The organism is Gordonia sp. L191 (assembly GCF_030077625.1).
GTDB classification, from domain to species: domain Bacteria; phylum Actinomycetota; class Actinomycetes; order Mycobacteriales; family Mycobacteriaceae; genus Gordonia; species Gordonia polyisoprenivorans_A.
Map to the genome: position 1 here is coordinate 2,148,190 of NZ_CP125996.1, position 22,525 is coordinate 2,170,714.

A 22,525-nucleotide genomic window follows, 5' to 3' on the forward strand; every position below is an offset into this window, starting at 1 on the left:
CTCCTTTCGTGCTCATCTTGGCAATCATCGTGTTCGGAATGGTCATCGGCGCTCTCGCCCAACTGCTCATCGGCGGCAAGAACATGTGGAACATCGACTGGGGTCTCGCGATCGTCGCGGGTCTGGTCGGATCGTTCGTCGGTGGACTCCTGATCAGCTTGATCTCGGGTGACGGGATCAACTTCCGTCCCAGCGGAATCATCGGGTCGTTGATCGGCGCACTGATCGTGACCGGCGGTTGGGTCTGGTACAAGAAGCGCTCTGCTGCTTCCTGATCAGTGCCCTGACCAGCCGATTGGCTCCCTGGGTAGATCGTCGGCTAGTCTCATCTACGCCTTGATGACGAGAGCTTCTCGGATCAGGGCAACGGGCTGTGGCGCAGTTTGGTAGCGCACTTGACTGGGGGTCAAGTGGTCGCAGGTTCAAATCCTGTCAGCCCGACGTATAAGCCCCCAGCGAGGATGGGTTTCTCGCCGGGGGCTTCGTCATGTCCGAAGGTGATTGTCGTAGGCACCGTCGAGGCCGCCGTAACCGCGGAACAGAGGACAGGCTCCTCGCCGGCGCAGACGGTCGTTAGGATCAAGTGTGAGGGGCTCCGGCGAACGAGTGCGCCGCGTCGGACGTCACTTGCGTTGTTCGACCTTTTCGGAAGCGTCCGGTGTTGCGGCCAGGGGCGACGAGGAGTGCGACGTCGGGAGTCAGTTGGCGGACGTGCACCACATCGTGGGTCATCGAGTCGTGACCTAGTGCACCGGACTCGACGGCGGACTCGACGGCGGAGTGGAACTGCTCGGCCGTGACGAGGCCGGGCCGGTCGATGAGGATCCCGTACTCGCGGTAGCAGTAGGGCCGGTCCACGGGGCCGTGGGCGGCGGTGCCGGTGGTGACCTCGCCCGGTACCAGGCCGAAGACCTGCACCAGTTGGTCGTGGGCGGCTCGTAGGACCCGGTAGGTCAGGATAGGGATCCGGCGGCGTGCAGGGCGTTGATCGCGCCCAGCAGGTCCGCGGTCGGGTCGTCGTCGGCTTCAAGGCCCGACAAGTGCGGAGCGGACCGCCTCGCCGGTCCGTTGGAGTTGTTTGATCTCGGTTGGGCCGTAGAGACGGTGACCCGAGTCGGTGCGTGCCGACGGTTGCAACAGCCCGATGGCTTCGTAGTGGTGCAGCGTGCGCACGGTCTGGCCGGTTTCCCGGGCGAGCTCACCGACGCCGATCAACGCGTCATCGTCGGTTCGTCGGCTCATGGCCACGACCCTGAGACCTCACGTTGGGTCAGGTGCAACCTCGGCCGCGGCCTGCGGGGGTACCGGCGAATCGTGGAGTTTCCTTCTCCTTCTGAGGAGGAAGCTGAAAGGCAGCGCGATCAAGATGACGAGGCATGAGACCAGGTAGACATCGTTGATCCCCATGACGTATCCGTTCGCATGGGCTGCGGCGAGCCCGGCAGGTGACGTGGCCCCATGCGAGAGCGCGGAGATGTGATTCGATGCCCTGGAGGTGAGCAGCGAGGAGAACACGCCGATGGACAGACAGGCGAACAGACAGGCGAACATCTGCTTCGTCCAGTTCAGGATGGACGAGCCGTAGCCCGACAATTCCTTTGGCAGAGTGATCATTCCGGCGTTGGAGGCGGGCATCGTCGCGAGTGCCAGTCCGATGTACCGCAGTGCCATCCAGATTCTCACGTAATCATGCGATGTGGTCACCGAAAGCAGGGTCATGCGCCAGGTTCCCAATGCGATCAGGAAGACCCCGACGAGCAGCAGCGGCAGACCTCCGATGCGTTCGTAGACGCTTCCGACGATCGGCATCAGGACAGCCATGCAGATGGTGGCGGGTAGTAGGACCAGCGCCGCGTCCAGTGGGGCCAGTCCCTGGATGTTCTGCAAGAAGATCGGCGTGAGAAATGTGCCGGAATACAGGGCGATGTTGATGATGCAGCCAACGACCACGCCGGCAGTGAAAGTCGGATATCTGAATGTTCGTAGATTCAGAACCGGGCTCTTCGCCCGCAGTTCCCAGAAGATGAACAGAGCCAGGAACACAGCACCGGCGATCAGCGTGCAGACGATGATCGCAGAGCTCCATTCCAGGGCCGAACCCTCGCTGAATGCGAAGAGCAGAACAGTGCTCGAGAGCACGCGCAACACGATGCCGGGTATGTCGAGGGCGCTGCCCGCGGAGAGGCGGTAGCCCGGCAAGAAGATGACTCCCAGGATGAGGGCGAGCAAGCCCAGGGGGATGTTGATGAAGAAGATGGCCTTCCAGTTGAAGTACTGAATCAGGAAGCCGCTGACCGTCGGCCCGACCGCTGGTGCCAGCGTGGGGGGCGATGCTCCAGATGCTGACTGCGGTGATCAGTCTTCTCTTTGGGAGGGCCTGGTAGACGATCGCCATGGTGGCGGGAATCGTGACGCCGCCGAAGAACCCTTGCAGGAACCGGATCGCGATCAACATGTCGATGGTGTTCGAGACGAAGACCAACGCTGATGCAGCAGAGAAACCGGCTATGGCGATCAGTTAGAGACGCTTGTAGCTGATCCTCTCGCCCAAGAACGCCGTCAGGGGCGCTGACGTGCCCATGGTCAGCATGAAGCCGGTGATCAACCATTTCGCCGTGTCGAGATCGGTGTGCAGATTCGTCATGAGATATGGCAATGCGATGTTGATCTTGCTGCTGCGACGACGAACGAGCCCAAGAACATCGTCATCATCATCGGCCAGAACTTGATTTCTCTGGTTGTCTGCACGGTCGCGCTTCCCATCTCTGTCAACCAATCGCCAGATGATTGATATATCAATTATCTGGGCAAAAAAATATCTAGCCCTTCATCGGCCGGATTGCAGTCCATTGCCGAGCTTGCGCAACAGCGCCTTCAGTGTCGCCATCTCGTCGTCGCGCAGCGCCGCTTTGAGCACATCGTTGTACTGCTTCGCGCGCGGCCTCGTCTCTCTCAGGAGTTGCTTCCCGTCCTCTGTGATGAAGACGAGGTATTCCCTTCCGTCGGTCGCCGATCTCCGTCGCTCGACCAGCCCCTTTCTCTCCAGGAGATCGAGCGTCCTGGTGATTGCCGCCGGTTCTTTGAAGCTGTCGACGGAAAGTTCTTTCTGGTTGTACCCGTCTTTCCGGATCAAGCGATTGAGTATTGCCCATTGCTCTGAGGTGATATTGAAGTCCTTCAGGTAGGCCTGCCACCGTCCTCTGAGTATCGTGTTCGTCCTGTACACCAACGAATTGAGGGAATCGTCGATATCTGGATACACCTGACGTACCTCCTCACTCGATCGACAGGCATGATCGTACGCCTAGGTAATTGATACATCAACTATGAGATGGCGTCGGATCGCGTCTCGAGGGCAGTACCGCCGACTGCGTGGACGAACTCGACTGCGCGTACGAACTCGACGGGATCGCACCGAGTGCTGCCTCGCCAGCCGTCGGGAACCTGCGACGCTGTCACGAGAGATAGGCGGCAAGCAGTCTGTCGAGCGCCGAATGTGCTTGGGTGCGAGCCGAATCGGCATTGGCGTGCTGGGCGATCCAGAGGGCGGTTTCGTTCATGGCGCCCGACAGTTGTGCGGTGGTCGCGTCGAGCAGTTCCTCGCCGACGCCGGCGGCAAGCAGGGCATCGCGCAGGTGTGCTGCGGAATTCTCGGCGTCGAGCCGACGCCACTCCTGCCAGCCGACCACCGATGGGGCGTCGATGAGCAGGATTCGTACCGCGGTGCCGGACGTGATCGCGTCGAGGAACGCGTGTGATCCGGCGCGGAGCTGGTCGCCGGGGTTCGCGCCGGCTGCCTCTGCCGCTTGCACGACCGCATCGGCGACGCCCGCCTGCAGCCGTGCGGCAACAGCACCGAACAGCCCGGCCTTGTTCCGGTAGTGGTGGTAGACCGCCCCGCGCGTGACGCCTGCGGCGCCGGCGACATCGTCGAGTGAGACGTCGGCGAAACCGCGTGACGAGAACAGTTCGGTTGCCGAGTCGAGAACGCGCTGGGCGGTCTGAGCGGCGTCGGCCGCGGAGGCGCGTGGCATGGACTCTTCCTTTACGTGCAGTGTGTATGTAATCTGAATTCGTTACATACTCACTGTACGTAAAGGAGAGTTCTGTTGTCAGCCAAGAGCTTCTACCCCGTCCTCATGTCGCGCGACGTCAGCGCCGCGGCAACGTTCTACCGCGAACTCCTCGGGTTCGAGACGACCTTCGAGTCCGACTGGTACGTCAGCCTGCGGCTGGGCGCCTTCGAGGTGGCCGTACTGGCCCACGATCACTCCACGATTCCCGAGGGGTACCGAGCGCTCCCGAAAGGGGTGATCGTGAACCTCGAGGTCGACGACGTCGACGCGGTCCACCGCAGCCTGGCGGCCGATCCGGATACCGAAATCGTCATGGGCCTCAGAGACGAGGACTTCGGCCAACGGCATTTCATCCTCGCCGCACCCGACGGTGTCCTTCTCGACGTCATCCAGCCGCTGCCGCCGAGTGCCGAGTACGCCGACGCCTACGCGTCGGCGTAGCGGTGACACGATGGATCGGTGAGATGACAGGGTGGCTGACACGACAGCCCCCGCGACGAATCGAGACTCGATGACGCTGCCCGATGACCTTGTTGCCCTGTTGCGCCGACCCGCACCGTGCCATGTCGCGACGATCATGCCCGACGGGTCGCCGCAGCTCACCCAGACGTGGGTCGACACCGACGGCGAGCACGTTCTCGTCAACACGGTGCAGGGGTTCCAAAAGGACAAGAACATCCAGCGCGATCCGCGCGTCTCGATCAACGTCTCCGATCCCGACAACCCCGCACGGTACTTCGAGATCCGAGGCCGCGTGATCGGGTCGACGACCGACGGGGGAGCCGAGCACATCGAGGCGTTGTCGCAGAAGTATCTCGGGGCGCCTTATCCCTGGTTCGGCGGATGCGACCAGACAACGCATGATCCTCACCATCGACGCCGACAAGATCCACGGAGTCGGCTGAGAAGGCTTTGTCGCAGAGCTGTCTGCGCAGGTGTCACGCTCGCTCGTGGGGGATCTTCTCGCCGGCGGTCACGTCGAACGGCAGAGTGTTGTCGGCCGGCGGTAGGGGGCAGGTCGCGAAGTCGATGAACGCGCACGGCAGGTTCGTCGCCCGGTTGAAGTCGATGATGACCTCGCCTCCACGTCGCACCACCTCGTCGTCGGCCTCGATGGCCACGCTGCGGTTGGCCGCGTACGTGGTCACCCCGGAGGTACCGTCGGTGAACAGCACGGACAGGCCACCGCCCTTGCCGTTGAATGCGATGAGGCGGTGGTCGACGCCGTAGCGGGTCAGGACGAGCTCGCCGGGCGAAACGTAGACGTGCGCAAGCCCTTCGGCCACGGCACCCACGGTCACCGGGCTGGGTGTCGAGTAGGGCTCGAAGGTGGCCGACAGCGCCCAGGCCGGGTCGGGGTCATAGGCAGGCACCCCACGGAAATCGCGGACGGTGGGCGCGTTCTCGTCATGCACCCGGATCAGATAGCCGTCGCCGCGGCGCGCGACTTCGATGTGCACACCGTCGAGTTCGACGATCTCGCCGGCTCCTGTCGCATCGAGGTCGAAGTCGCGGGCCGCGAATGTCTCGCCGCCGTCGGGTCGAAGGTGGCCGGTTGCGCCGTCGTACCACCAGGTGCCGGGAAGCCCGTCGAATCGGGTCGGCTCGGTCTCGAGCCACTCGAGACGGTTGATGGACAGCCAACCGAGCGGGTTCGCGAGATCGCGCTCGCGAGCGGTATGCCACGCCTGCCACCGGTCGGCGAAATCGGCGTCGGTTGTCAGGGTTTCGGTCATCGCGCACGGCTCCTGAAGGTGGTGGGGGATTCGGGGGTCAGGGTGGTCAACGCAGTGTTGCGCGTACTTGTGGTAACGCCGATTCCGGTCCTCCCCGATGGCATTTCGTTCATGCTTCGCGCAACTCCTGGCCTCGGCCACGGGATACGGCCCGCGTAGTGTTGCCTACCGTGTCTGATCCACCCGGTGTTCACGGGGCCGACGCCGTGTTCACGGTTGCCGCCTTCAACGTCAACGGTATCCGCGCCGCGCGACGCCGCGGATTCGACGAGTGGCTTGCGGCCCGCTCACCGGATGTCGTGGCGCTTCAGGAATTGCGGTGTCCGGCATCGGAGATCGGCGGTTTTCCCGGCTACTCGGTTGCGGCCGACGTCGGATCGATCGCCGGCCGCAACGGGGTGGCCGTATTGACCAGGCGGCCGGGCATCGCGGTGCGCACCTGGCTGACCCACCCGCCGAAAGCGCGCGGTCTCGGTGAATTCGCCACACATGGTCGGTACATCGAGGTCGACCTCGCCGAACAGCCGGTGACCGTGGCGTGCCTCTACCTGCCGAAAGGTGGACTTCCCGCACACCGGCAGCGGCCCGGCTCGATGCGCGAGAAACCCGATGGCGGCCAGAAGTACGAACGCAAACAACGATTTCTCGCGGCATTCGGGCGGGAGTTGCACCGCAATCGTCGTGCTGCGCAACGCGCGGGCCGTGACTTCCTGCTCGTCGGGGATCTCAACATCGCTCACACCCAACACGACGTGACGAACTGGCGTGCTGCCCGCTCGATGGACGGATTTCTTCCCGAGGACCGTGAATGGTTCGAGTCGATTCTCGGGACCCGTCGCCTCGTCGACGTCGTGCGGCGGGTGCACGGCGATCGGCCGGGCCCGCTGACCTGGTGGAGTTGGGCGGGAGAGTCGTTCACCAAGGATGTGGGCTGGCGAGTCGATCACCAGCTCGCGACACCCCGACTCGCCGCGTGCGCAACCGAGGTGACGGTCGACAAGGAACCGTCGGCCGCGCAACGGCTCTCCGATCACGCCGCACTCGTGGTGACTTACCGCACGCAGCTATGCACCGATCCCGAGGTCGGGGTCAGCCCTGGGCGAGTTGCGCCACGTGCTGCCATTTCTCCCACTCGGTGAGCCGGCTCGCGTAGTCGGCCTTGGCGATCTCGAGCGGGGCGGTGCCGAAGAACACTCGCAGCGGCGGTTCGTCGGCGTCGACGATCTGCAGGATCGCTGCGGCCGAGGCGTGTGGGTCGCCGGGTGCGGAGGTGCGCGACCGGCGCGCCCGAGCCGCGGTCTCGCGGACCTCGTCATAGGCGGTGAGCGTCGTGGCGTGCTGGGCCGACGCCCCGGCCCAATCGGTGTCGAATCCGCCCGGCTCGACCAACGTCACGTGGATGCCGAACGCCTCGACCTCGGCGGCCAACGCCTGGGAGAAGCCCTCGAGTGCCCACTTGGACGCGTTGTAGATGCCGATGTTGGCGAATGCGCTGATACCGCCGATCGAGGACACCTGAATGATGTGACCGGAGCGCTGGGCACGCAGGAATGGCAGCGCCGCCTGCGTGATCCACAGGGCGCCGAACACATTGGTCTCGATCTGGTCGCGCGCCTGCGACTCGGAGAGTTCCTCGATGAAGCCGAACTGGCCGTAGCCGGCGTTGTTGACCACCACGTCGAGGCGGCCGAAATGCTCGTGAGCACGAGCAACGGCAGCGATATCCGCGGTGCGATCGGTGACGTCGAGTTCAATGGGCAGGATCGCGGCACCGTAGGCGTCGACGAGGTCGGCAAGACTGTCGAGGTTGCGCGCGGTGGCGGCAACGCGATCGCCGCGATCGAGTGCCGCGATCGCCCATTCTCGGCCGAAGCCGCGTGAGGTCCCGGTGATGAACCAGACCTTGCCGCCATCGGCGTTCGTGGCCTGGTCGCTCGTCTCGGCACCGCTGTCCACGGGACTCATCGGGGTTCTCCTCACATCGTTGATGGGAATGCGTTGGATGGGCTTGGCTCCCGCGTCGGGAGTGCACACACCCTTGGCATCAACGACACCGCGACGCAGGCATTCCTCGGGCGGGGTTGCGATCACCGCGGCCACAACGCTCGTCGGTTGCCGTCTCGGCAACAAAGGTGGGTGGCGACCGCGACCGACCCCCGGGAGGGACCCATGACCGCCACCATCCGTACCACCGTTGTCCCGTTCGTCCTCACCGCAGCGGGAACCGGTGTGGCACAGCACCTCGTCAGCGAAGGGCCGGTGTCACACGAATTCGACACCGATGCCTATCCGGCGTTCGGTGGGCGTGACGCCGCGCCGAGCCCGCTGTTCTACGCACTCGGCGCCCTGACCTCGTGCAACCAGGTGACCGCATCCCTGGTTGCCAAGGACCTGGGAATCTCGCTCGGCGCGTTCGACTTTCGGGTGCAAGGCGACCTGGACACCGCAGTGCTGGTCGCCGGGGCGGACGGCAACGCCAACTTCACCTCGGTCGCCGTGCAGGCCACGGTGCAGACCGACGCCGACGCAAACACGTTCGCCGAGTTCGTGTCGGAGGTGGAGCGACGTTGCCCGGTCAGCCAACTGTTCATCCGGAGCGGACTCGAATTCCGCAACGAGTGGACGAATGCTCCCCTGATCGATTGACCCCTGACCGAGTGACACTGTCGATGGACAATGACCGATCCGTCACCGACCGTTCGCCGGTGGATGCGCCGCGGGCGCGGAAATACCCGACGGGCCCGGGGCGTTGGCTCGGGCATGAGCGATGAACCAGAACTGAGTCCGACCGAGTGGGTGCGCGAGCAGACCGCGAAGATCCTGGAGCAGGGGACCACCGACGGGGTCCAGGTGGCCGACCGGCCGGTCGTGCTGTTCACCACGACCGGGGCGAAATCCGGAAAGAAGCGCTATGTCCCACTGATGCGCGTCGAGGAGAACGGCCGATACGCGATGGTGGCCTCCAAAGGCGGGGCTCCCGAGCATCCGGCCTGGTACCACAACGTCAAGGCACACCCGAAGGTCACCGTGCAGGACGGCCAGAAGGTCGCCGAACTCACCGCCCGCGAGGTCGGCGGAGACGAGCGTGAGCACTGGTGGAATCTGGCCGTGGCCGCCTATCCGCCGTACGCCGAATATCAGGTCAACACCGACCGGCTGATCCCGGTGTTCGTCCTGGAGTGACACCCGCGTGGACACCCACTAATGAAAACAATTATCATTAGCGGGTGTCCTCCTCCGCTGCAGCACAGCTTCCCGTCACGGTCCTGTCCGGTTTTCTCGGGTCCGGTAAGACCACCCTGCTCAACACCTTGCTCGCCAACCGCGAGGGCAGGCGCATCGCCGTCATCGTCAACGATATGAGCGAGATCAACATCGACGCCTCGCTCATCGACCTCGGCGGCTTCGATCGCACCGAAGAGCGCATGGTCGAACTCACCAATGGTTGTATCTGCTGCACGCTGCGCGAGGACCTCATCGATGCGGTCGGTGACCTCGCCCGGGCGGGTCGATTCGATCACCTCGTCATCGAATCGACCGGAATCTCCGAGCCCATGCCCGTCGCCGCAACCTTCGACTGGGTCTTCGAAGACGGCTCGTCACTGGCCGACCTGGCCGTCCTCGACACGATGGTGACCGTCGTCGACTGCTCGACCTTCCTCACAGAACTGGCCCGGGGCGAGCGCCTCGATGACCGCGACCTGCAGGCGGGCGACGGGGACGAACGCACGATCGCCGATCTCCTCGTCGACCAGGTCGAATTCGCCGACGTGGTGATCCTCAACAAGACCGACCTGGTCGGTCCGGATCAACGAGGCCGTGTCGAGGCGACGGTGCGCCGACTCAATCCGCGCGCCCAGGTCATCATCACCACCCACGGCGAGGTGCCACTGGACCGGGTGATCGGCACCGGTCTGTTCGACCACGAGGCCGCCGCGGCGGTGGCCGGCTGGGACGACGAACTCCTCGGCGGCCACGTGCCCGAGACCGAGGAGTACGGAATCGGGTCGGTGGCGTTCCGCGCCGAACGGCCGTTTCATCCGACACGCCTCGCCGAAGCTCTGGACGGTCTCCGGGGCGTACTGCGCAGCAAGGGATTCTGCTGGATCGCGAGCCGGCCCGACATCGTTGCGGTCTGGTCGCAGGCGGGGCCGAACCTCATGATCGAGCCCGCACAGTACTGGACGCCACCCGAGCACGACCCGCTCGCAGGGCCGGGCCAGGAGTTGGTCTTCATCGGGATTCATCTGGACAAGCGCGAACCCGTGCGTCTCCTGGAATCGGCACTACTGACCGACGACGAGATGCTCGCCGGACCCGAGGCGTGGGTCGGTTACCCGGATCCGCTGCCGCGTTGGAACATTCCCGCGCAACACCACCACTGACGGCCGACGGGGTCATGGAACGCAATGTGTCATGGACGCAGCGTCAGCCGATCCATACCGTCTTGATGTTGCAGAACTCGCGAATGCCGTGGGTGGTGAGCTCGCGCCCGTACCCGGAACGCTTGGTGCCGCCGAAACCGAGCTCCGGATACGAGGTGGTCATCCCGTTGATGAACACCTGGCCCGAGTCGATCTCGTCGATGAAGCGTTGCTGCTCGGCGGGATCGGCGGTCCAGGCATTGCCGCCGAGGCCGAAGGTCGTGTCGTTGGCGATCGAGATCGCGTCGTCGATGTCGGCGACCCGATAGAGTGCGGCGACCGGCCCGAATGCTTCGGCGGCATAGAGATCCATCGTGTCGGTGACATCGGTGATGACGGTCGGCTCGTAGAACCAGCCCGGTCGGTCCGGCCGGTGCCCGCCGATCAACACGGTGGCACCGGCCGCCACGGCGTCGTCGACGAGCTTCTCGAGATCCTTGCGCCCCTGCTCGGTGGCGAGCGGTCCGACATCGGTGGCGTCGTCGGTGGGATCGCCGACGACGAGTTCGTCGAAACCGGCGACGAAGGCCTCGGCGAACTCGTCGTAGACATCGGTGTGGACGATGAAACGCTTTGCGGCGATGCAGGACTGGCCGCTGTTCTGCACCCGCGCGGTGACCGCGGTCGCGGCGGCCGCGGAGATGTCGGCGCTCGGCATGACGATGTAGGGGTCGCTGCCGCCGAGTTCGAGCACCGTGTGTTTGACCTCGTCGCCGGCCACCGCGGCCACCGCGCGTCCCGCCGGCTCGCTGCCGGTGAGAGTGGCCGCAGCCACGCGCGCGTCGCGCAGGATCGGCTCGACCATCGACGACGGGATCAGCAGGGTCTGGAAGCAGCCCTCGGGCAGACCGGCACGCCGCAGCACGTCGGAGATGTAGAGCGCAGACTGTGGGACGTTCGACGCGTGTTTGAGCACTCCGACGTTGCCCGCCATCAGTGCGGGGGCGATGAAGCGGACTGCCTGCCACAGTGGGAAGTTCCACGGCATCACCGCGAGAATCACACCGAGTGGCTGGTAACGCATGTACGCGCGGCTCGCCCCGACGGCATCGGCGTCGGCGATCTCGTCGGCCAACATCGCGGCACCGTGGTCGGCGTAGTACCGAAAGGCTTTCGCGCACTTGAGAACCTCGGCCTTCGCTGCCGAGCGGGTCTTGCCCATCTCCTGGGTCATCATCGCCGCGGTGTCGTCCGCCTCGGCCTCGAGCAGATCGGCCGTCGCATGTAGCCACCCTGCGCGCTTCTCGAAAGTCGTTCTGCGGTAACCGGAGAATGCGTGAACCGCGCGGTCGAGCGCGGCGTCGACCTCATCGTCGGTCATGGGCTCGAACTCGCGGATCGTGCTGCCGGTGGTCGGGTCGACGGTGGCGATGGCCATGATCGTCAGTCCCTTCTGCATCGAGGGCGGTGGATATCGTGGGAGATGGAGGAGATCCACCTCCCACGACTGTTCCTCCACGATTACCACCGTCGAGCCGATCGCAAACCCCGTCGAGATCAGCCACGGTGTCTGGCAGGGGCCACCACGCTCAGACGAAGATCATCCCGCCGTCGACGAGCACCGCCTGGCCGGTCATGTAGTCGGAGTCCGGACCCGCGAGGAAGGACACGAGTTTGGCAACGTCATCCCCGGTCGACACGCGTCCGAGCGTGATCCCGGCGGCCATGGCTTTCATCGACTCGCCCTTGCCGACGTGGTTGATCTCGCCGAGGTCGTGGTCGATCTCCTCCCACATGGCGGTGTCGACGATGCCCGGGCAGTAGGCGTTGACCGTGATGCCGTGCGGCGCCCACTCCTGCGCCGCGGACTGGGTCAGGGCGCGTAGTGCGAATTTGGTCGAGCAGTAGACACCCAACAGCGCAAATCCCTTGTGCGCGGCGATGGATGCGGCTCCGATGATCTTGCCGCCGGACCCCTGCGCGATCATCTGGCGAGCGGCCTCGGTGTAGCACAGGAACGCCCCGCGTGAGTTCACGGCATGAATTGCGTCGAACTCCTCCGGGGTGACATCGAGCAGCGCCTTGGTCTGCGCGACACCGGCATTGGCGACCATCACATCGAGTGAACCCAACGCCTCGGCGGTCCCGCTGACCAGGGACGCGACGTCGTCGCGCACCGACACGTCGCCGGTGAGGTCGACCGAGGCGACTCCGGTCGCCTCGATCTCGGCGCGGGTGTCCTTCAGCTCGCCGGCCATGGACGGTAGATCCGAGACGGCCACGTCGTGCCCGTCGCGGGCCAGCCGTAGCGCTATCGCTTTGCCGATTCCCCGTGCGGCCCCGGTGACATGCGCGACGCTCATCGTTTCTCCTCGTTTTCGACATTCCGGGCGCTGATCGGCCCGGTGCGCGCATGACGATACGACCGGCAGTGACGTGGATCATAGGGTTGCACGGCGATGCAACCCCGCACCGGATCGCCTCGCCCGCCGAATCGCCAATCAGCCCTCGGTCTGGCGAGCGGTGGCCGCGGTGATCGGCTGTGCCAGCGCATTGGCCACGATGCGATATGCGATGTCCTCCTCGCGGTGCACGCCGGGAAAGAAGTAGAACCCGTGCGGCATCCCGGCGGGGAAGTACGTGGTCACCGAGGTGCCCGCGGCGGCGAGGCGATCGGCGAAGGCGCGCGCCGAATCGATGATCGGGTCGTGGGTGCCGGTCGCGATCACCGTCGGGGGATACGCGCGCAGATCGCCCTCGATCGGACTGGCGTACGGGTGATCCCACGGGGTGGTCGGCAGGTAGGCGCCACGGATGAACCCGGTGAATGCGGTGTCGTAGACGATGCCGCGCGGAGCCTGCTCACGAAACGATGCCCAGCGTTCGAACCGGAAGTCCACCATGGCACCCAAGAGCACCACCGCGTCGGGGGTGCGAACCCCGTCATCGGCGCACCGCAGCGGTATCGCGGCGGCGAAGTTCGAGCCCGACGAGTCGCCGGCGACTCCGAGGAAACGTGCGTCGCCACCGATACGTGCGGCGTTGCCCGTCACCCAGCGATACACGCCGTAGGCGTCGTCGAGCGGTGCCGGGAACGGGAACTCCGGCGCGAGACGGTAATTGGCCGAGACGACCAGCGCACGGTTGGTGGCGGCGAGTTTGCGGGTGAGGAAGTCGCAATCGTCGGAGCTGCCGACGGTGAAGCCACCGCCGTGGAAGTACACGAGTACCGGCAGGAGTTCCTCGGGATCGGTGCTCGTCGGTCGATACAGCCGACAGCGGGCGACGCCGCCGTCGACCGGCACATAGATCTCGCTCACGTCGACATCCGGTACGGCCTGCGCGCCCGAGGGCGGGACGAGCGCCGGATCGGGCTGATGGCCGTCGCCGATGTAGCCGCTGCGCACCGGCGCGATCATCAAGTCACGCAGGGCGACCGGCGCTCGGTTGTTGGCGATCACCCGATACATGGGCATCGCCGGATCGTCCGGGGCAAAGTGGCTCAGGGCGGCGGCACTCGTTGCCTCGGGCGCGCTCGCCTGGAGGGTGACATCGACGAGTCCGTCGGGAATGGTGCGCGATTCGGGATCGACCATGACCCGATTATTCCGGGCGCGGTGGGCGTGTGTGTCGCTTCGTCACGATCGATGACGGTCACCTACGATCTGCGTCCATGACCACGCGCACGACGCCGACGGCGGACCGGTTGCTCCACGCATTGGACCTGCCCTCACGGACGTGGTGGCGGCTCGTCGGACGGCCGGTCGACCTCGACTCGTCCGAGCATGCCTTCCTGCGCAGCCCGATGAATCGTCGGCACACCGTCGGCGATGCGTGGTTCGACGATCTCGACCACTCGGGGCGGGTCCGCCCGGTATCCGCCGATGACGGACTCTTCGGCGACATGAGTGTGCTCGACGGTCCCGATTTCACTGCGGCACAACTGCATCCGCTGGTTCGGGACTTCTATGAACACACTGCTCGGTGGCGGATGGAGGTGTGGGCGCAATGGAACCCACTGCTCGCGCCTGGTGCCACGGCGATCGCCGGCCTCTTCGGCCGGCGCGTTCGGCAGTTGGCGCTACCCACCTCGCCGTTGTCGGTGAGCCGCGGCATGACCAGTCGTGTGCGGGTGATCGACGACGTCGACGGGCATCGCGCCGGGGCGGCCTGGCTCCGGACGCTGCGTCTGGACGGATCGGCGGTCTACAGCGGCTTCTATCGCAGCGCGGTGCTGCCCGGATCGGCGCAACCGCATGTGGCGGTGGCCTTTCCCCTCGAGGCGGGCAACGTCGGCGTGTACCTGCGGCCGCGCGCCGAACCGGATGGCTCACTGGTGTTGACCTCACGATCGCGGACCTTCGGCGAGGACGGGGCGTATGTCACCGTCGTCGCCGGTCGACGGACCTACGCCGCGCGCGCCCCGTTGCGTGAGCGAATCCATGTGTTCGTCGACGACGAGGGCGAACTGCGCACCGACCACGCATTGGATCTCGGACCGATGCGGGCGTTGCGTCTGCACTACCGCCTCGAGCAGCGACCATCCTGAACCCGCCCGCCCGTAAACCCGGACCGCCCGTGAACCCGGACCGCCCGTGAACCCCGACAGCCCGATCGTCAGGAGTGATCCGCTTCGGTGCCGGTGTCAGCACTGCTTTCGAATGCGTCGGTGATGACGGTGACGAATCGGTCGACGTCGGCGGCGGTCGTATCCCACGACGTCATCCAGCGCACCACTGCCGCGGGACGATCCCAGTCGTAGAAGTGCACCTGCTCGCGAATCCGGTCGGCGATGTGGACGGGGAGCCGCGCGAACACCGCATTGGTGGGACTGTCCTGGGCGAACCCGAGACCGGGGAGCGAGCCGGCCGCGGCGAGGCGTTCCAGTGCCGACCGCAGTCGCGCGGCCATCGCATTGGCGTGTGCGGCGTTGCGGAGGCCGAGATCGGCGTCGAACAGGGCGAGGAGCTGCGCCGAGATGAACCGCACCTTGCTCGGCAGCTGGGTCGTCATCTTTCGCACGTAGGCGGTGCCCACGGACCGGTCCGGGTCGATGACGACGACCGCCTCGGCGCCGAGCGCGCCGTTCTTGGTGCCGCCCAGGCTGACCACGTCGACGCCGGCGTCGGTGATGAAGGCGCGTAGCGGGAGGTCCAGTGCCGCTGCGGCATTCCACAGTCGGGCCCCGTCGACGTGCACCGCCATCCCGTGCTCGTGCGCCACCGCGCAGATCTCGGTGATCTCCTCCGCGGTGTACACGGTGCCGACCTCGGTGCACTGCGTCAGACTCACCGCCGATGGCTGGGCGCGTTGTGCATCGCCGAGTGAGCGGGCCGCGTCGGTGATCTGTGTGGGCCGCAGCTTGCCGTCCGGGGTGGGTACATGCAGGATCTTGAGACCCGAAACCTGCTCGGGTGCAATGCCTTCGGAGCCGTTGACGTGCGCGTCGGAGGTGGCCACGACGGCGCCCCAGCGCGGGGTCGCCGCGGTCAGGGCGACGATGTTGGCCCCGGTCCCGTTGAAGACCGGGAAGATCTCGGCGCGCTCACCGAACTGCGCGACGACCACGTTTCGAAGTCGTTCGGTGTAGACATCGGTCCCGTAGGACCCCAGGTGTCCGCCGTTGGCGGCGACGACCGCGGCCATCACGTCCGGGTGGGCACCGGCGTAGTTGTCGCTGGCGAAGGCGTGCCACGAGGAGTCGTGTATCGAGGGAAGCGTCACGAGTTCAGGCTCTCACAGGGTAGAAGGGGCTCGGGGCCGTGCTCACCACGACGGGGTGCGGCACACTGAGTGCCATGCCGACGACGGATCGACCCCTGCGGTCGCTGGGTTTTCTCACGATCGGGTCGTTCGATGAGGCGGATCCGGCGGCCGGGCACCGCACGACCCTCGAGGTCATCGAGCGTGCCGAGGACCTCGGCTTCGACAGCGTGTGGTTGCGCAACCGGCACCTGCAGTACGGGATCTCCTCACCGGTCGCGGTGATGGCCGCGGCCGCCATGCGTACCAGTCGAATCCAGCTCGGCACCGCGGTGATCCCGCTCGGCTGGGAGAATCCGCTACGACTGGCCGAAGACCTCGCGACCGTCGACGTGTTGTCCGGAGGACGGGTCAATCCCGGTGTCTCCGTGGGCACCCCGATGCGCTATGACGACGTCAAGGCCGCGCTGTACCCGGAGACCCACGACATCGAGAACTTCTCCAAGGACCGCGTCGTCCGCCTGATGTCCTGTCTGCGCGGCGACCCCGTCAGCGACTTCGAGGGTGTCGTCGGCATCGAATCGTTCTCGCGGCGGGTGCAGCCGCACTCACCGGGTCTGGCCGACCGGGTGTGGTACGGCGGCGGGCGCGAGTCGGCGATCTGGGCGGGGGAGCAGGGCCTGAACTACTTGACCTCGTCGGTGGTCACCATCGAGGGCACCGAGTCGCGCGACTTCGCGACCATTCAGGCCGAACACATCGATGCCTACCTGGCCCACCATCGTGATCCGGCGTCGGCGCGCGTGTCACAGGGGCTCGTGGTCATTCCCACCGACACGGCGAGTTCCGAGCAGATCGCCCGGTATCGGGCCTACGCCGAGGCCCGACTGCCTCGCACTCTCACCCCGCAGGGCCCGCGCGGCATGCTCTTCTCCCCGGACTTCGTCGGCCCGTCGGAAGAACTCGCGGAGATCCTATACCAGCACAAGGGTTTTCAGCGTGCCGACGAGGTGGCGTTCGCGTTGCCGTTCAGCTTCGACGACGAGGACTACCGGCAGATCATCACCGACATGGCACAACGCCTCGGGCCGGCGCTGGGGTGGACACCGGCGTGAGGTGAGTCAGGCGGTGCGACTCATACCGTGTGCCGTGCGCCGACGAGGAAGCCCACCAGTTCCTCGGTCAACGACAGGCACGCCGCCGCCTGGTCGGCGGGGCGGCCGCCGAGGGCGATTCCGCCGGTCCTCGACACGGTCGACGGATAGAGCCCGGGCCGCAGGAAATGCCCGGCTCCCTCGTACCGAATGTGTCTGTCCGCCGGGTTGTTCCGGCGCCCGAGCAGGGCATCGGCCATCGACTCCGCGGGCCAGAGCTCGTCGTCGGAGCCGCTGACCGCGAGGACGGGGCACCCGATGGCCTCGGCGGCGATCACCGCGTCGTCGGTGACCTCACGCGCGAGGCCTTCCTCGTAGGCGGGATGCAGGCGGAGCACGGTCGGACGGTGCGCGGCGACGTCGCGCGACAGCCGCCACGCGTTGCCGACGAGTTGTGGCATCAGCGCGCCGCTCGGCAGCGGGGCGTAGGCGCACGGTTGTCCGTGATGGGTCCACGACGAGGTGCCCGGGATCTCCCCGTCGGGCCCGATCGCCTGCCAGGTGACGCTGCTCGGGCTGAGCAGGATCACCGCCGACACGGCGAGGTCGGCCTCGCGGGCCAGGGTGGCCGCGAGCCCCTCGGCGCCGCGCGAGATACCCATCGTGGCAACGGGCCCGCCGCCATGCTCCGACAGCCAGCGCACGGCTGCGGCGAATCGTTCGAGCGGGATGTCGGCGATGGGAGCGGCGTCGGGTCCGTCGTCGAGCCACGCATACGCCAGCGCGGTGACCCCGCGCGACGCGAGAGCGCAGATGGCCGCTCGCTGTGAATCCACGCCGCCTTCGGAACCGCCGAAACAGACGACGGCGGGTCCGGCCGCCGACGCCGGTGCGGCCAGCAGTGCCCGTCGCCCGTCGACGTCGATCTCGGTCAGCTCCACGGCCGGGTCGGTGGCCCGACGCAGGCAGGTCAAGGCCGCGCTCCGACCGTCCACGGAGGCCTCGACCCGGACTTGCCATGGCTGCTCCGGCGGGATGAACAGGTCGGCGCGGTCGGCCGGGCCGTCGAACTGCATCGCCCAGATCGGTTCGTCGGCGATCGTCTGCCCATTCCCGACCGACCCGCGCCAGGTCCAGGTTCGACCGTAGAGATCGGCGCCGGAGACCGTCAGCGCCACCGGCGAGGTCGCGCGGGATGTCACGGTGATCGCGAATGGCTCGTCGTGGCGGGAGGCGTGCGGCACCTGCAATTGCAGATGGGGATCGGTGACCGGTGGTGCAGGAGGCGGCTGGGGTACCGGAGCGCCGGGATCGACGGCCCCCTCACGCTCGGACATCGCGGCGGTCTTCTTGTCGAACCAGGACGGGAACACGCCCGACGCGGTGCCGGCCAACCCCATCAACGTGAACGGGATGACCCAGTAGCACAGCACCGAGGCCACCGAACCGCCGTCGCGAATCGTGGCCTGGCCCTGGATAATCGGGGGTATGCACGAGATGAGGGTCATCAACGCGAAGACTGTGGTCCACATCCACGTCATCGCGGTGGTGATCACCCGGAAACCGTCGCTGCGGGCGGTCGCGGCGTCGACCGAGGCGGCGGCGTATTCGCGGACGAACGGGCGACCGATCATCGCGCCCGTCAACGCGACGAGGAAGATGCCCGCATTACCCAGGGGCTGCAGCCACTGTTCGAGGAATCTGTCGCTGACGGTGAATGACAACACCGCCAGGATCACGAACACCACGACCGCGCCGACCTCGAGGGAATGCCAGGGCTGTTTGCGGATGCGCTGCACGGCCACGGCGATGACCGACAATCCCAGGGCGATGAGCACGGCACCGCGAAACGGTATGTTGCCCACCAGAATCCAGTACACGATCCAGGGGGAGAATCCGATCAGGAAGCCCATGAAAACCCACATTCTTCCGAAGAAACCCGCACGGTGGGAGTTTACGAGCCCGACCCGTTCCCGACCACGAGAATGCGACGAACTCCTCCGACCGGTGTGACACCCTGGTGAGATGTCCGACGATCTCGCCACGCGCCTGCTCGAGGCCCAGATCTCTTTCACCATGCGCGAACTGCGCGACCCCCACCGATACGGCCAACTCGTGGTCGAGGAGGTCGATGCCTTCCTCGGCGATGTGTCCGGCCTGACCCTCGACGACGTCATCACCCGTGACCTGATCAAGCTGACCGCCCACAAGTACACCGTGCAGTTGCCGGTGGAGGGCTCCATCCCGGAGTTGGTCGGTGAGATCGCCGCCCGCCTGTACCGCCATCGCGTCAACGACGAGGTCGTGATGTCGGAGGTTCTCGACGCACGCCATGCCGACGAACTGTTCACCGCGATCGCCGAGACCGGCATCGCCCGTCGTATCGCTGCGGAGATCGCGACCAGCCCCGCCGCGGTCGACGCGTGCGTGGATGTGGTGTCGCATGCCTTCGACGCCGCAGTCGCCGACGGACGCGCGATGGCCGGTGGCCCGGGCGTGGCCGCCTCGGTGGTCCGCGGGGTCACCCGGCTCGCAAGTCCGCTCGTGCCGGTGGTGTCCTCGGCGCTGACGATCCTCACCCGTCGGGGCGCGAGCTACGTGCTGGCGGCGGCCAAGGAAGACGGAGACGCAGTCCTGCTCGACGCGGCGCGCGATCTGTGGCGGTTGCGTTCGGACGACGCGGTCGGCTGGTGGCGCGAACTGGTGACCGACGAGGACATCGACGACCTCGTCGTCGTACTGTTCGAGTTCTGGAAGTCCTTCCGCGACACCGATTATTTTCGTGCACTCCTCGACGAGGGCATCGACCACGTCTTCGACAAGTACGGTGCGGTGACGCTCGTCGATCTCCTCGCCGACCTGGGTATCGGACGAGCGGACCTGATCGAGGAGGGGCTGCGCTTCGGGCCTGCGGTGATGTCGCGGCTCGACGACCGGGGCATGCTCGAGCCGGTGATACGCCGACACTTCGAACCGTTCTACCGCTCCGAGGAGTTCCGCGCGGCGATCGCGGCGCCCTGAGCGGTCGGCGACGACCGACCCGCGACCCGGTGACCCGACACGCATATGCCTGACCCGCCGGGCTGTCACACCCCTTCGGTAGGGTGCTCCGGGTGAGTTCGAGCGCACCGGCAATACCCGGAGTCAAGTCCGTCAACGCACGTCTGGCCGAAGAACTGGCCGTCGGGGAGCACCAGGTCGCCGCAGCCGTCGCGCTGCTCGACGAGGGCTCGACGGTCCCGTTCATCGCGCGGTACCGCAAGGAGGTGACCGGCAGTCTCGACGACGCGCAACTGCGCCAACTCGACGAACGACTGCGGTATCTGCGGGAACTCGACGAGCGCCGCGCCGCCGTGCTGGCCTCCATCTCCGAGCAGGGCAAACTGACCGACGACCTGAAGGCCGCGCTCGTCGCCGCCGACACCAAGTCGCGCGTCGAGGACATCTACCTGCCCTACAAGCCCAAGCGCCGCACCAAGGCCCAGATCGCCCGCGAGGCCGGCCTCGAGCCGCTGGCCCTGCGACTGCTCGACGATCCCACCCTCGTCCCCGAGGACGTGGCGGCCGGATACCTCACCCCGGCGGACGGGGATTCCGCGGGTGTCGCCGACGCCGCGGCAGCACTCGAGGGCGCACGCCACATTCTCATCGAACGGGCCGCGGAGGACGCCGAACTCGTGGGCGCCGTCCGCGAGAAGCTGTGGTCGCAGGGCGCGCTGCGGACCGCGCCGCGCTCCGAGGTGGTTGCGAAAACCCCTGCCGGACAGAAGTTCCGCGACTACTTCGAGTTCTCCGAACCGCTGGAGAAGATGCCCTCGCATCGGGTGCTCGCCGTGCTGCGCGGTGAGAAGGAGGACGTGCTCTCGCTGGATTTCGACGCCGGCGAGGACGACGAGTACGAGACGATGGTCGCGGCCACACTCGGCGTCGACCGGTCGCATCCGGGCCCGGCAACCCCGTGGTTGTCGCAGACCGTGCGCTGGGCATGGCGGACCAAACTGATGGTGTCGGCGGCGGTGGACGCCCGCGTCCGACTGCGTCAGCGCGCCGAGCAGGACGCCGTCACGGTGTTCGCGACCAACCTGAAGGACCTGCTGCTGGCCGCACCGGCCGGCGCGCGCACCACCCTCGGCCTCGACCCGGGATTCCGGACCGGCGTGAAGGTTGCCGTGGTCGACGCCACCGGCAAGGTGCTCGACACGTGCGCGATCTATCCGCATCAGCCGCAGAAGCAGTGGGATCAGGCCAAGGCGACACTCGGTGCGCTCATCGCCCGCCATCAGGTGGAGTTGATCGCCATCGGCAACGGCACCGCTTCCCGCGAAACCGATGCACTGGCAACCGAACTCATCGCCGACATCAAGTCGGCCGGTGCTGCGGCGCCGACCAAGGCGATGGTGAGCGAGGCCGGCGCGTCGGTGTACTCGGCCTCGGAGTACGCCTCGCGTGAACTCCCCGCCCTCGACGTGTCGTTGCGTGGTGCGGTCTCGATCGCCCGACGACTGCAGGATCCGCTGGCCGAACTGGTCAAGATCGAACCGAAATCGATTGGCGTCGGCCAGTATCAGCACGACGTCACCCCGGGCACGCTGGCGCGGAGTCTGGACGCGGTGGTCGAGGATGCCGTCAACGCGGTCGGCGTGGACCTCAACACCGCCTCGGTCCCGCTGCTCGCCAAGGTGTCCGGAGTGACGCCGACGCTGGCCGAGGCGATCGTCACCCACCGTGATTCGGTCGGTGCGTTCCGCAATCGCAGCGCGCTGCTCGATGTTCCGCGACTCGGGCCCAAGGCTTTCGAACAATGTGCGGGCTTCCTGCGCATCCGAGACGGCGACGACCCGCTCGACGGTTCGGGGGTGCACCCGGAGTCCTATCCGGTGGTGCGTCGGATTCTGGATCGCTCGGGCATCGGCCTCGCCGAACTGATCGGGAACGAACGCACCCTGCGGTCCCTGCGCCCGGCCGAATTCGCCGACGAGCGTTTCGGTGTGCCGACGGTGACCGACATCCTCGCCGAGTTGGAGAAGCCCGGACGTGACCCGCGCCCGGCCTTCACCACCGCAACCTTCGCCGACGGTGTGGAGAAGGTCTCCGACCTCACGCCCGGCATGGTGCTCGAAGGGGTTGTCACCAACGTCGCCGCGTTCGGCGCGTTCGTCGACGTCGGCGTCCATCAGGACGGGCTCGTACACGTCTCGGCGATGTCGGATCGCTTCGTGTCCGATCCCCATGAGGTCGTGCGTTCGGGGCAGGTCGTCCGGGTCAAGGTCCTCGAGGTCGACGTCGAACGACAACGGATCGGGCTCACTCTTCGCCTCCAGGATGAGGTCTCCGGCGGTGGTGCGCGACGCGGCGGGGCCAAGGACGGAGCCAAGGACGGGGGAGTGAAATCGCAGCCTCGAAATGCTCAGTCCGGCACCAAGAACGACCGCCGCGGCGGCAAGCCGAAAGATGATGGCCGCCGCGGTGGCAACTCGCGGCGACGCGAGGCGGCCCCCAATGGCTCGATGGCACAGGCCCTGCGGGACGCCGGCTTCGGCCGTTGAGAAGCC

Annotated in this window: 24 protein-coding genes, 1 tRNA gene and 1 pseudogene; 12 read left to right on the forward strand and 14 right to left on the reverse strand. The window is 66.4% G+C overall.

Going from position 1 to position 22,525, the window contains the following annotated elements; all coding sequences use genetic code 11:
• Window positions 1-8 precede the first annotated feature (8 nt).
• The gene (locus QNM97_RS09655) at window positions 9-275 is read left to right on the forward strand and encodes a GlsB/YeaQ/YmgE family stress response membrane protein (protein WP_006368449.1); all 267 of its coding nucleotides are present in this window, start codon (window positions 9-11) and stop codon (window positions 273-275) included.
• A 92-nt stretch (window positions 276-367) separates the two neighbouring features.
• Window positions 368-441 (forward strand) — tRNA-Pro (locus QNM97_RS09660).
• A gap of 138 nt (window positions 442-579) precedes the next feature.
• Here QNM97_RS09660 and QNM97_RS09665 read toward each other — a convergent pair.
• From QNM97_RS09665 to QNM97_RS09690, 7 genes and pseudogenes are all read right to left on the reverse strand, one after another.
• The gene (locus QNM97_RS09665) at window positions 580-918 is read right to left on the reverse strand and encodes a hypothetical protein (RefSeq protein ID WP_283822534.1); all 339 of its coding nucleotides are present in this window, start codon (window positions 916-918) and stop codon (window positions 580-582) included.
• Between the two features lie 108 nt (window positions 919-1,026).
• The gene (locus tag QNM97_RS09670) at window positions 1,027-1,242 is read right to left on the reverse strand and encodes a MerR family DNA-binding transcriptional regulator (protein ID WP_283822535.1); all 216 of its coding nucleotides are present in this window, start codon (window positions 1,240-1,242) and stop codon (window positions 1,027-1,029) included.
• A gap of 18 nt (window positions 1,243-1,260) precedes the next feature.
• A complete protein-coding gene (locus tag QNM97_RS09675; protein WP_349632361.1) occupies window positions 1,261-2,319 on the reverse strand; it encodes an MFS transporter in 1,059 nt (352 codons plus the stop codon).
• 64 nt (window positions 2,320-2,383) lie between these two features.
• Window positions 2,384-2,455, reverse strand: a pseudogene (locus tag QNM97_RS26630) (hypothetical protein); the annotation flags it as partial.
• 63 nt (window positions 2,456-2,518) lie between these two features.
• Window positions 2,519-2,776, reverse strand: a complete 258-nt coding sequence (locus QNM97_RS09680; RefSeq protein WP_283822536.1) for a hypothetical protein — start codon at window positions 2,774-2,776, stop codon at window positions 2,519-2,521.
• A gap of 51 nt (window positions 2,777-2,827) precedes the next feature.
• Complete coding sequence (locus QNM97_RS09685) at window positions 2,828-3,262, reverse strand: MarR family winged helix-turn-helix transcriptional regulator (RefSeq protein WP_283822537.1); 435 nt, start codon at window positions 3,260-3,262, stop codon at window positions 2,828-2,830.
• A gap of 193 nt (window positions 3,263-3,455) precedes the next feature.
• A complete protein-coding gene (locus tag QNM97_RS09690; protein WP_283822538.1) occupies window positions 3,456-4,034 on the reverse strand; it encodes a TetR family C-terminal domain-containing protein in 579 nt (192 codons plus the stop codon).
• Window positions 4,035-4,109: 75 nt separating this feature from the next.
• On the opposite strand from QNM97_RS09690, the gene QNM97_RS09695 reads away from it, so the two are divergent.
• Window positions 4,110-4,517 (forward strand): VOC family protein, encoded by a 408-nt coding sequence (locus tag QNM97_RS09695; protein WP_283822539.1) that lies wholly within the window; start codon window positions 4,110-4,112, stop codon window positions 4,515-4,517.
• A gap of 136 nt (window positions 4,518-4,653) precedes the next feature.
• On the forward strand, window positions 4,654-5,109 hold the full coding sequence (locus QNM97_RS09700; RefSeq protein WP_283823153.1) for a pyridoxamine 5'-phosphate oxidase family protein: 456 nt from the start codon (window positions 4,654-4,656) through the stop codon (window positions 5,107-5,109).
• On the opposite strand, the gene QNM97_RS09705 is transcribed toward QNM97_RS09700, so the two are convergent.
• The gene (locus tag QNM97_RS09705; RefSeq protein ID WP_283822540.1) at window positions 5,015-5,812 is read right to left on the reverse strand and encodes a DUF1684 domain-containing protein; all 798 of its coding nucleotides are present in this window, start codon (window positions 5,810-5,812) and stop codon (window positions 5,015-5,017) included. The two genes, QNM97_RS09700 and QNM97_RS09705, sit on opposite strands and share 95 nt — an antisense overlap.
• 170 nt (window positions 5,813-5,982) lie before the next feature.
• Between QNM97_RS09705 and QNM97_RS09710 the strand changes: the two genes are divergently transcribed.
• Window positions 5,983-6,951: an exodeoxyribonuclease III gene (locus QNM97_RS09710; protein WP_283822541.1), complete on the forward strand. Its 969-nt coding sequence runs from the start codon at window positions 5,983-5,985 to the stop codon at window positions 6,949-6,951.
• Here the strand turns inward: QNM97_RS09710 and QNM97_RS09715 are convergent.
• A complete protein-coding gene (locus QNM97_RS09715) occupies window positions 6,902-7,777 on the reverse strand; it encodes an SDR family oxidoreductase (RefSeq protein ID WP_283822542.1) in 876 nt (291 codons plus the stop codon). The two genes, QNM97_RS09710 and QNM97_RS09715, sit on opposite strands and share 50 nt — an antisense overlap.
• A 204-nt stretch (window positions 7,778-7,981) precedes the next feature.
• Between QNM97_RS09715 and QNM97_RS09720 the strand changes: the two genes are divergently transcribed.
• From QNM97_RS09720 to QNM97_RS09730, 3 genes are all read left to right on the forward strand, one after another.
• Window positions 7,982-8,458 (forward strand): OsmC family protein, encoded by a 477-nt coding sequence (locus QNM97_RS09720; protein WP_283822543.1) that lies wholly within the window; start codon window positions 7,982-7,984, stop codon window positions 8,456-8,458.
• 114 nt (window positions 8,459-8,572) lie between these two features.
• Window positions 8,573-8,995, forward strand: coding sequence for a nitroreductase family deazaflavin-dependent oxidoreductase (locus QNM97_RS09725; RefSeq protein ID WP_283822544.1), 423 nt, complete (start codon window positions 8,573-8,575; stop codon window positions 8,993-8,995).
• A gap of 44 nt (window positions 8,996-9,039) precedes the next feature.
• Window positions 9,040-10,197, forward strand: a complete 1,158-nt coding sequence (locus QNM97_RS09730) for a GTP-binding protein (protein WP_283822545.1) — start codon at window positions 9,040-9,042, stop codon at window positions 10,195-10,197.
• A 43-nt stretch (window positions 10,198-10,240) separates the two neighbouring features.
• Here QNM97_RS09730 and QNM97_RS09735 read toward each other — a convergent pair whose 3' ends face one another.
• The 3 genes from QNM97_RS09735 to QNM97_RS09745 form a co-directional block, all read right to left on the reverse strand.
• Window positions 10,241-11,614, reverse strand: a complete 1,374-nt coding sequence (locus QNM97_RS09735; protein WP_283823154.1) for an NADP-dependent succinic semialdehyde dehydrogenase — start codon at window positions 11,612-11,614, stop codon at window positions 10,241-10,243.
• 151 nt (window positions 11,615-11,765) lie between these two features.
• A complete protein-coding gene (locus QNM97_RS09740; protein ID WP_283822546.1) occupies window positions 11,766-12,539 on the reverse strand; it encodes an acetoin reductase in 774 nt (257 codons plus the stop codon).
• A 138-nt stretch (window positions 12,540-12,677) separates the two neighbouring features.
• Window positions 12,678-13,772 (reverse strand): alpha/beta hydrolase, encoded by a 1,095-nt coding sequence (locus QNM97_RS09745; RefSeq protein ID WP_283822547.1) that lies wholly within the window; start codon window positions 13,770-13,772, stop codon window positions 12,678-12,680.
• 77 nt (window positions 13,773-13,849) lie between these two features.
• Between QNM97_RS09745 and QNM97_RS09750 the strand changes: the two genes are divergently transcribed.
• Window positions 13,850-14,725 (forward strand): hypothetical protein, encoded by an 876-nt coding sequence (locus tag QNM97_RS09750; RefSeq protein WP_283822548.1) that lies wholly within the window; start codon window positions 13,850-13,852, stop codon window positions 14,723-14,725.
• Between the two features lie 68 nt (window positions 14,726-14,793).
• On the opposite strand, the gene QNM97_RS09755 is transcribed toward QNM97_RS09750, so the two are convergent.
• On the reverse strand, window positions 14,794-15,900 hold the full coding sequence (locus tag QNM97_RS09755) for a threonine aldolase family protein (protein WP_283822549.1): 1,107 nt from the start codon (window positions 15,898-15,900) through the stop codon (window positions 14,794-14,796).
• A gap of 74 nt (window positions 15,901-15,974) precedes the next feature.
• Between QNM97_RS09755 and QNM97_RS09760 the strand changes: the two genes are divergently transcribed.
• Window positions 15,975-16,994 (forward strand): LLM class flavin-dependent oxidoreductase, encoded by a 1,020-nt coding sequence (locus QNM97_RS09760; protein WP_283822550.1) that lies wholly within the window; start codon window positions 15,975-15,977, stop codon window positions 16,992-16,994.
• 20 nt (window positions 16,995-17,014) lie between these two features.
• On the opposite strand, the gene QNM97_RS09765 is transcribed toward QNM97_RS09760, so the two are convergent.
• The gene (locus tag QNM97_RS09765; protein WP_283822551.1) at window positions 17,015-18,886 is read right to left on the reverse strand and encodes an acyl-CoA thioester hydrolase/BAAT C-terminal domain-containing protein; all 1,872 of its coding nucleotides are present in this window, start codon (window positions 18,884-18,886) and stop codon (window positions 17,015-17,017) included.
• A 112-nt stretch (window positions 18,887-18,998) separates the two neighbouring features.
• On the opposite strand from QNM97_RS09765, the gene QNM97_RS09770 reads away from it, so the two are divergent.
• Window positions 18,999-19,994, forward strand: coding sequence for a hypothetical protein (locus QNM97_RS09770; RefSeq protein WP_283822552.1), 996 nt, complete (start codon window positions 18,999-19,001; stop codon window positions 19,992-19,994).
• A gap of 83 nt (window positions 19,995-20,077) precedes the next feature.
• On the forward strand, window positions 20,078-22,519 hold the full coding sequence (locus tag QNM97_RS09775) for a Tex family protein (protein ID WP_283822553.1): 2,442 nt from the start codon (window positions 20,078-20,080) through the stop codon (window positions 22,517-22,519).
• Window positions 22,520-22,525 lie beyond the last annotated feature (6 nt).

What these genes read in the sequence shown, in the direction of transcription:
- QNM97_RS09670 (WP_283822535.1), bottom strand. Translation starts at nt 1,242, where the DNA reads ATGAGCCGACGAACCGACGATGACGCGTTGATCGGCGTCGGTGAGCTC.
- QNM97_RS09690 (WP_283822538.1), bottom strand. Translation starts at nt 4,034, where the DNA reads ATGCCACGCGCCTCCGCGGCCGACGCCGCTCAGACCGCCCAGCGCGTT.
- QNM97_RS09700 (WP_283823153.1), top strand. Translation starts at nt 4,654, where the DNA reads ATGCCCGACGGGTCGCCGCAGCTCACCCAGACGTGGGTCGACACCGAC.
- QNM97_RS09705 (WP_283822540.1), bottom strand. Translation starts at nt 5,812, where the DNA reads ATGACCGAAACCCTGACAACCGACGCCGATTTCGCCGACCGGTGGCAG.
- QNM97_RS09715 (WP_283822542.1), bottom strand. Translation starts at nt 7,777, where the DNA reads ATGAGTCCCGTGGACAGCGGTGCCGAGACGAGCGACCAGGCCACGAAC.
- QNM97_RS09720 (WP_283822543.1), top strand. Translation starts at nt 7,982, where the DNA reads ATGACCGCCACCATCCGTACCACCGTTGTCCCGTTCGTCCTCACCGCA.
- QNM97_RS09725 (WP_283822544.1), top strand. Translation starts at nt 8,573, where the DNA reads ATGAGCGATGAACCAGAACTGAGTCCGACCGAGTGGGTGCGCGAGCAG.
- QNM97_RS09735 (WP_283823154.1), bottom strand. Translation starts at nt 11,614, where the DNA reads ATGGCCATCGCCACCGTCGACCCGACCACCGGCAGCACGATCCGCGAG.
- QNM97_RS09740 (WP_283822546.1), bottom strand. Translation starts at nt 12,539, where the DNA reads ATGAGCGTCGCGCATGTCACCGGGGCCGCACGGGGAATCGGCAAAGCG.
- QNM97_RS09745 (WP_283822547.1), bottom strand. Translation starts at nt 13,772, where the DNA reads ATGGTCGATCCCGAATCGCGCACCATTCCCGACGGACTCGTCGATGTC.
- QNM97_RS09750 (WP_283822548.1), top strand. Translation starts at nt 13,850, where the DNA reads ATGACCACGCGCACGACGCCGACGGCGGACCGGTTGCTCCACGCATTG.
- QNM97_RS09760 (WP_283822550.1), top strand. Translation starts at nt 15,975, where the DNA reads ATGCCGACGACGGATCGACCCCTGCGGTCGCTGGGTTTTCTCACGATC.
- QNM97_RS09765 (WP_283822551.1), bottom strand. Translation starts at nt 18,886, where the DNA reads ATGGGCTTCCTGATCGGATTCTCCCCCTGGATCGTGTACTGGATTCTG.
- QNM97_RS09770 (WP_283822552.1), top strand. Translation starts at nt 18,999, where the DNA reads ATGTCCGACGATCTCGCCACGCGCCTGCTCGAGGCCCAGATCTCTTTC.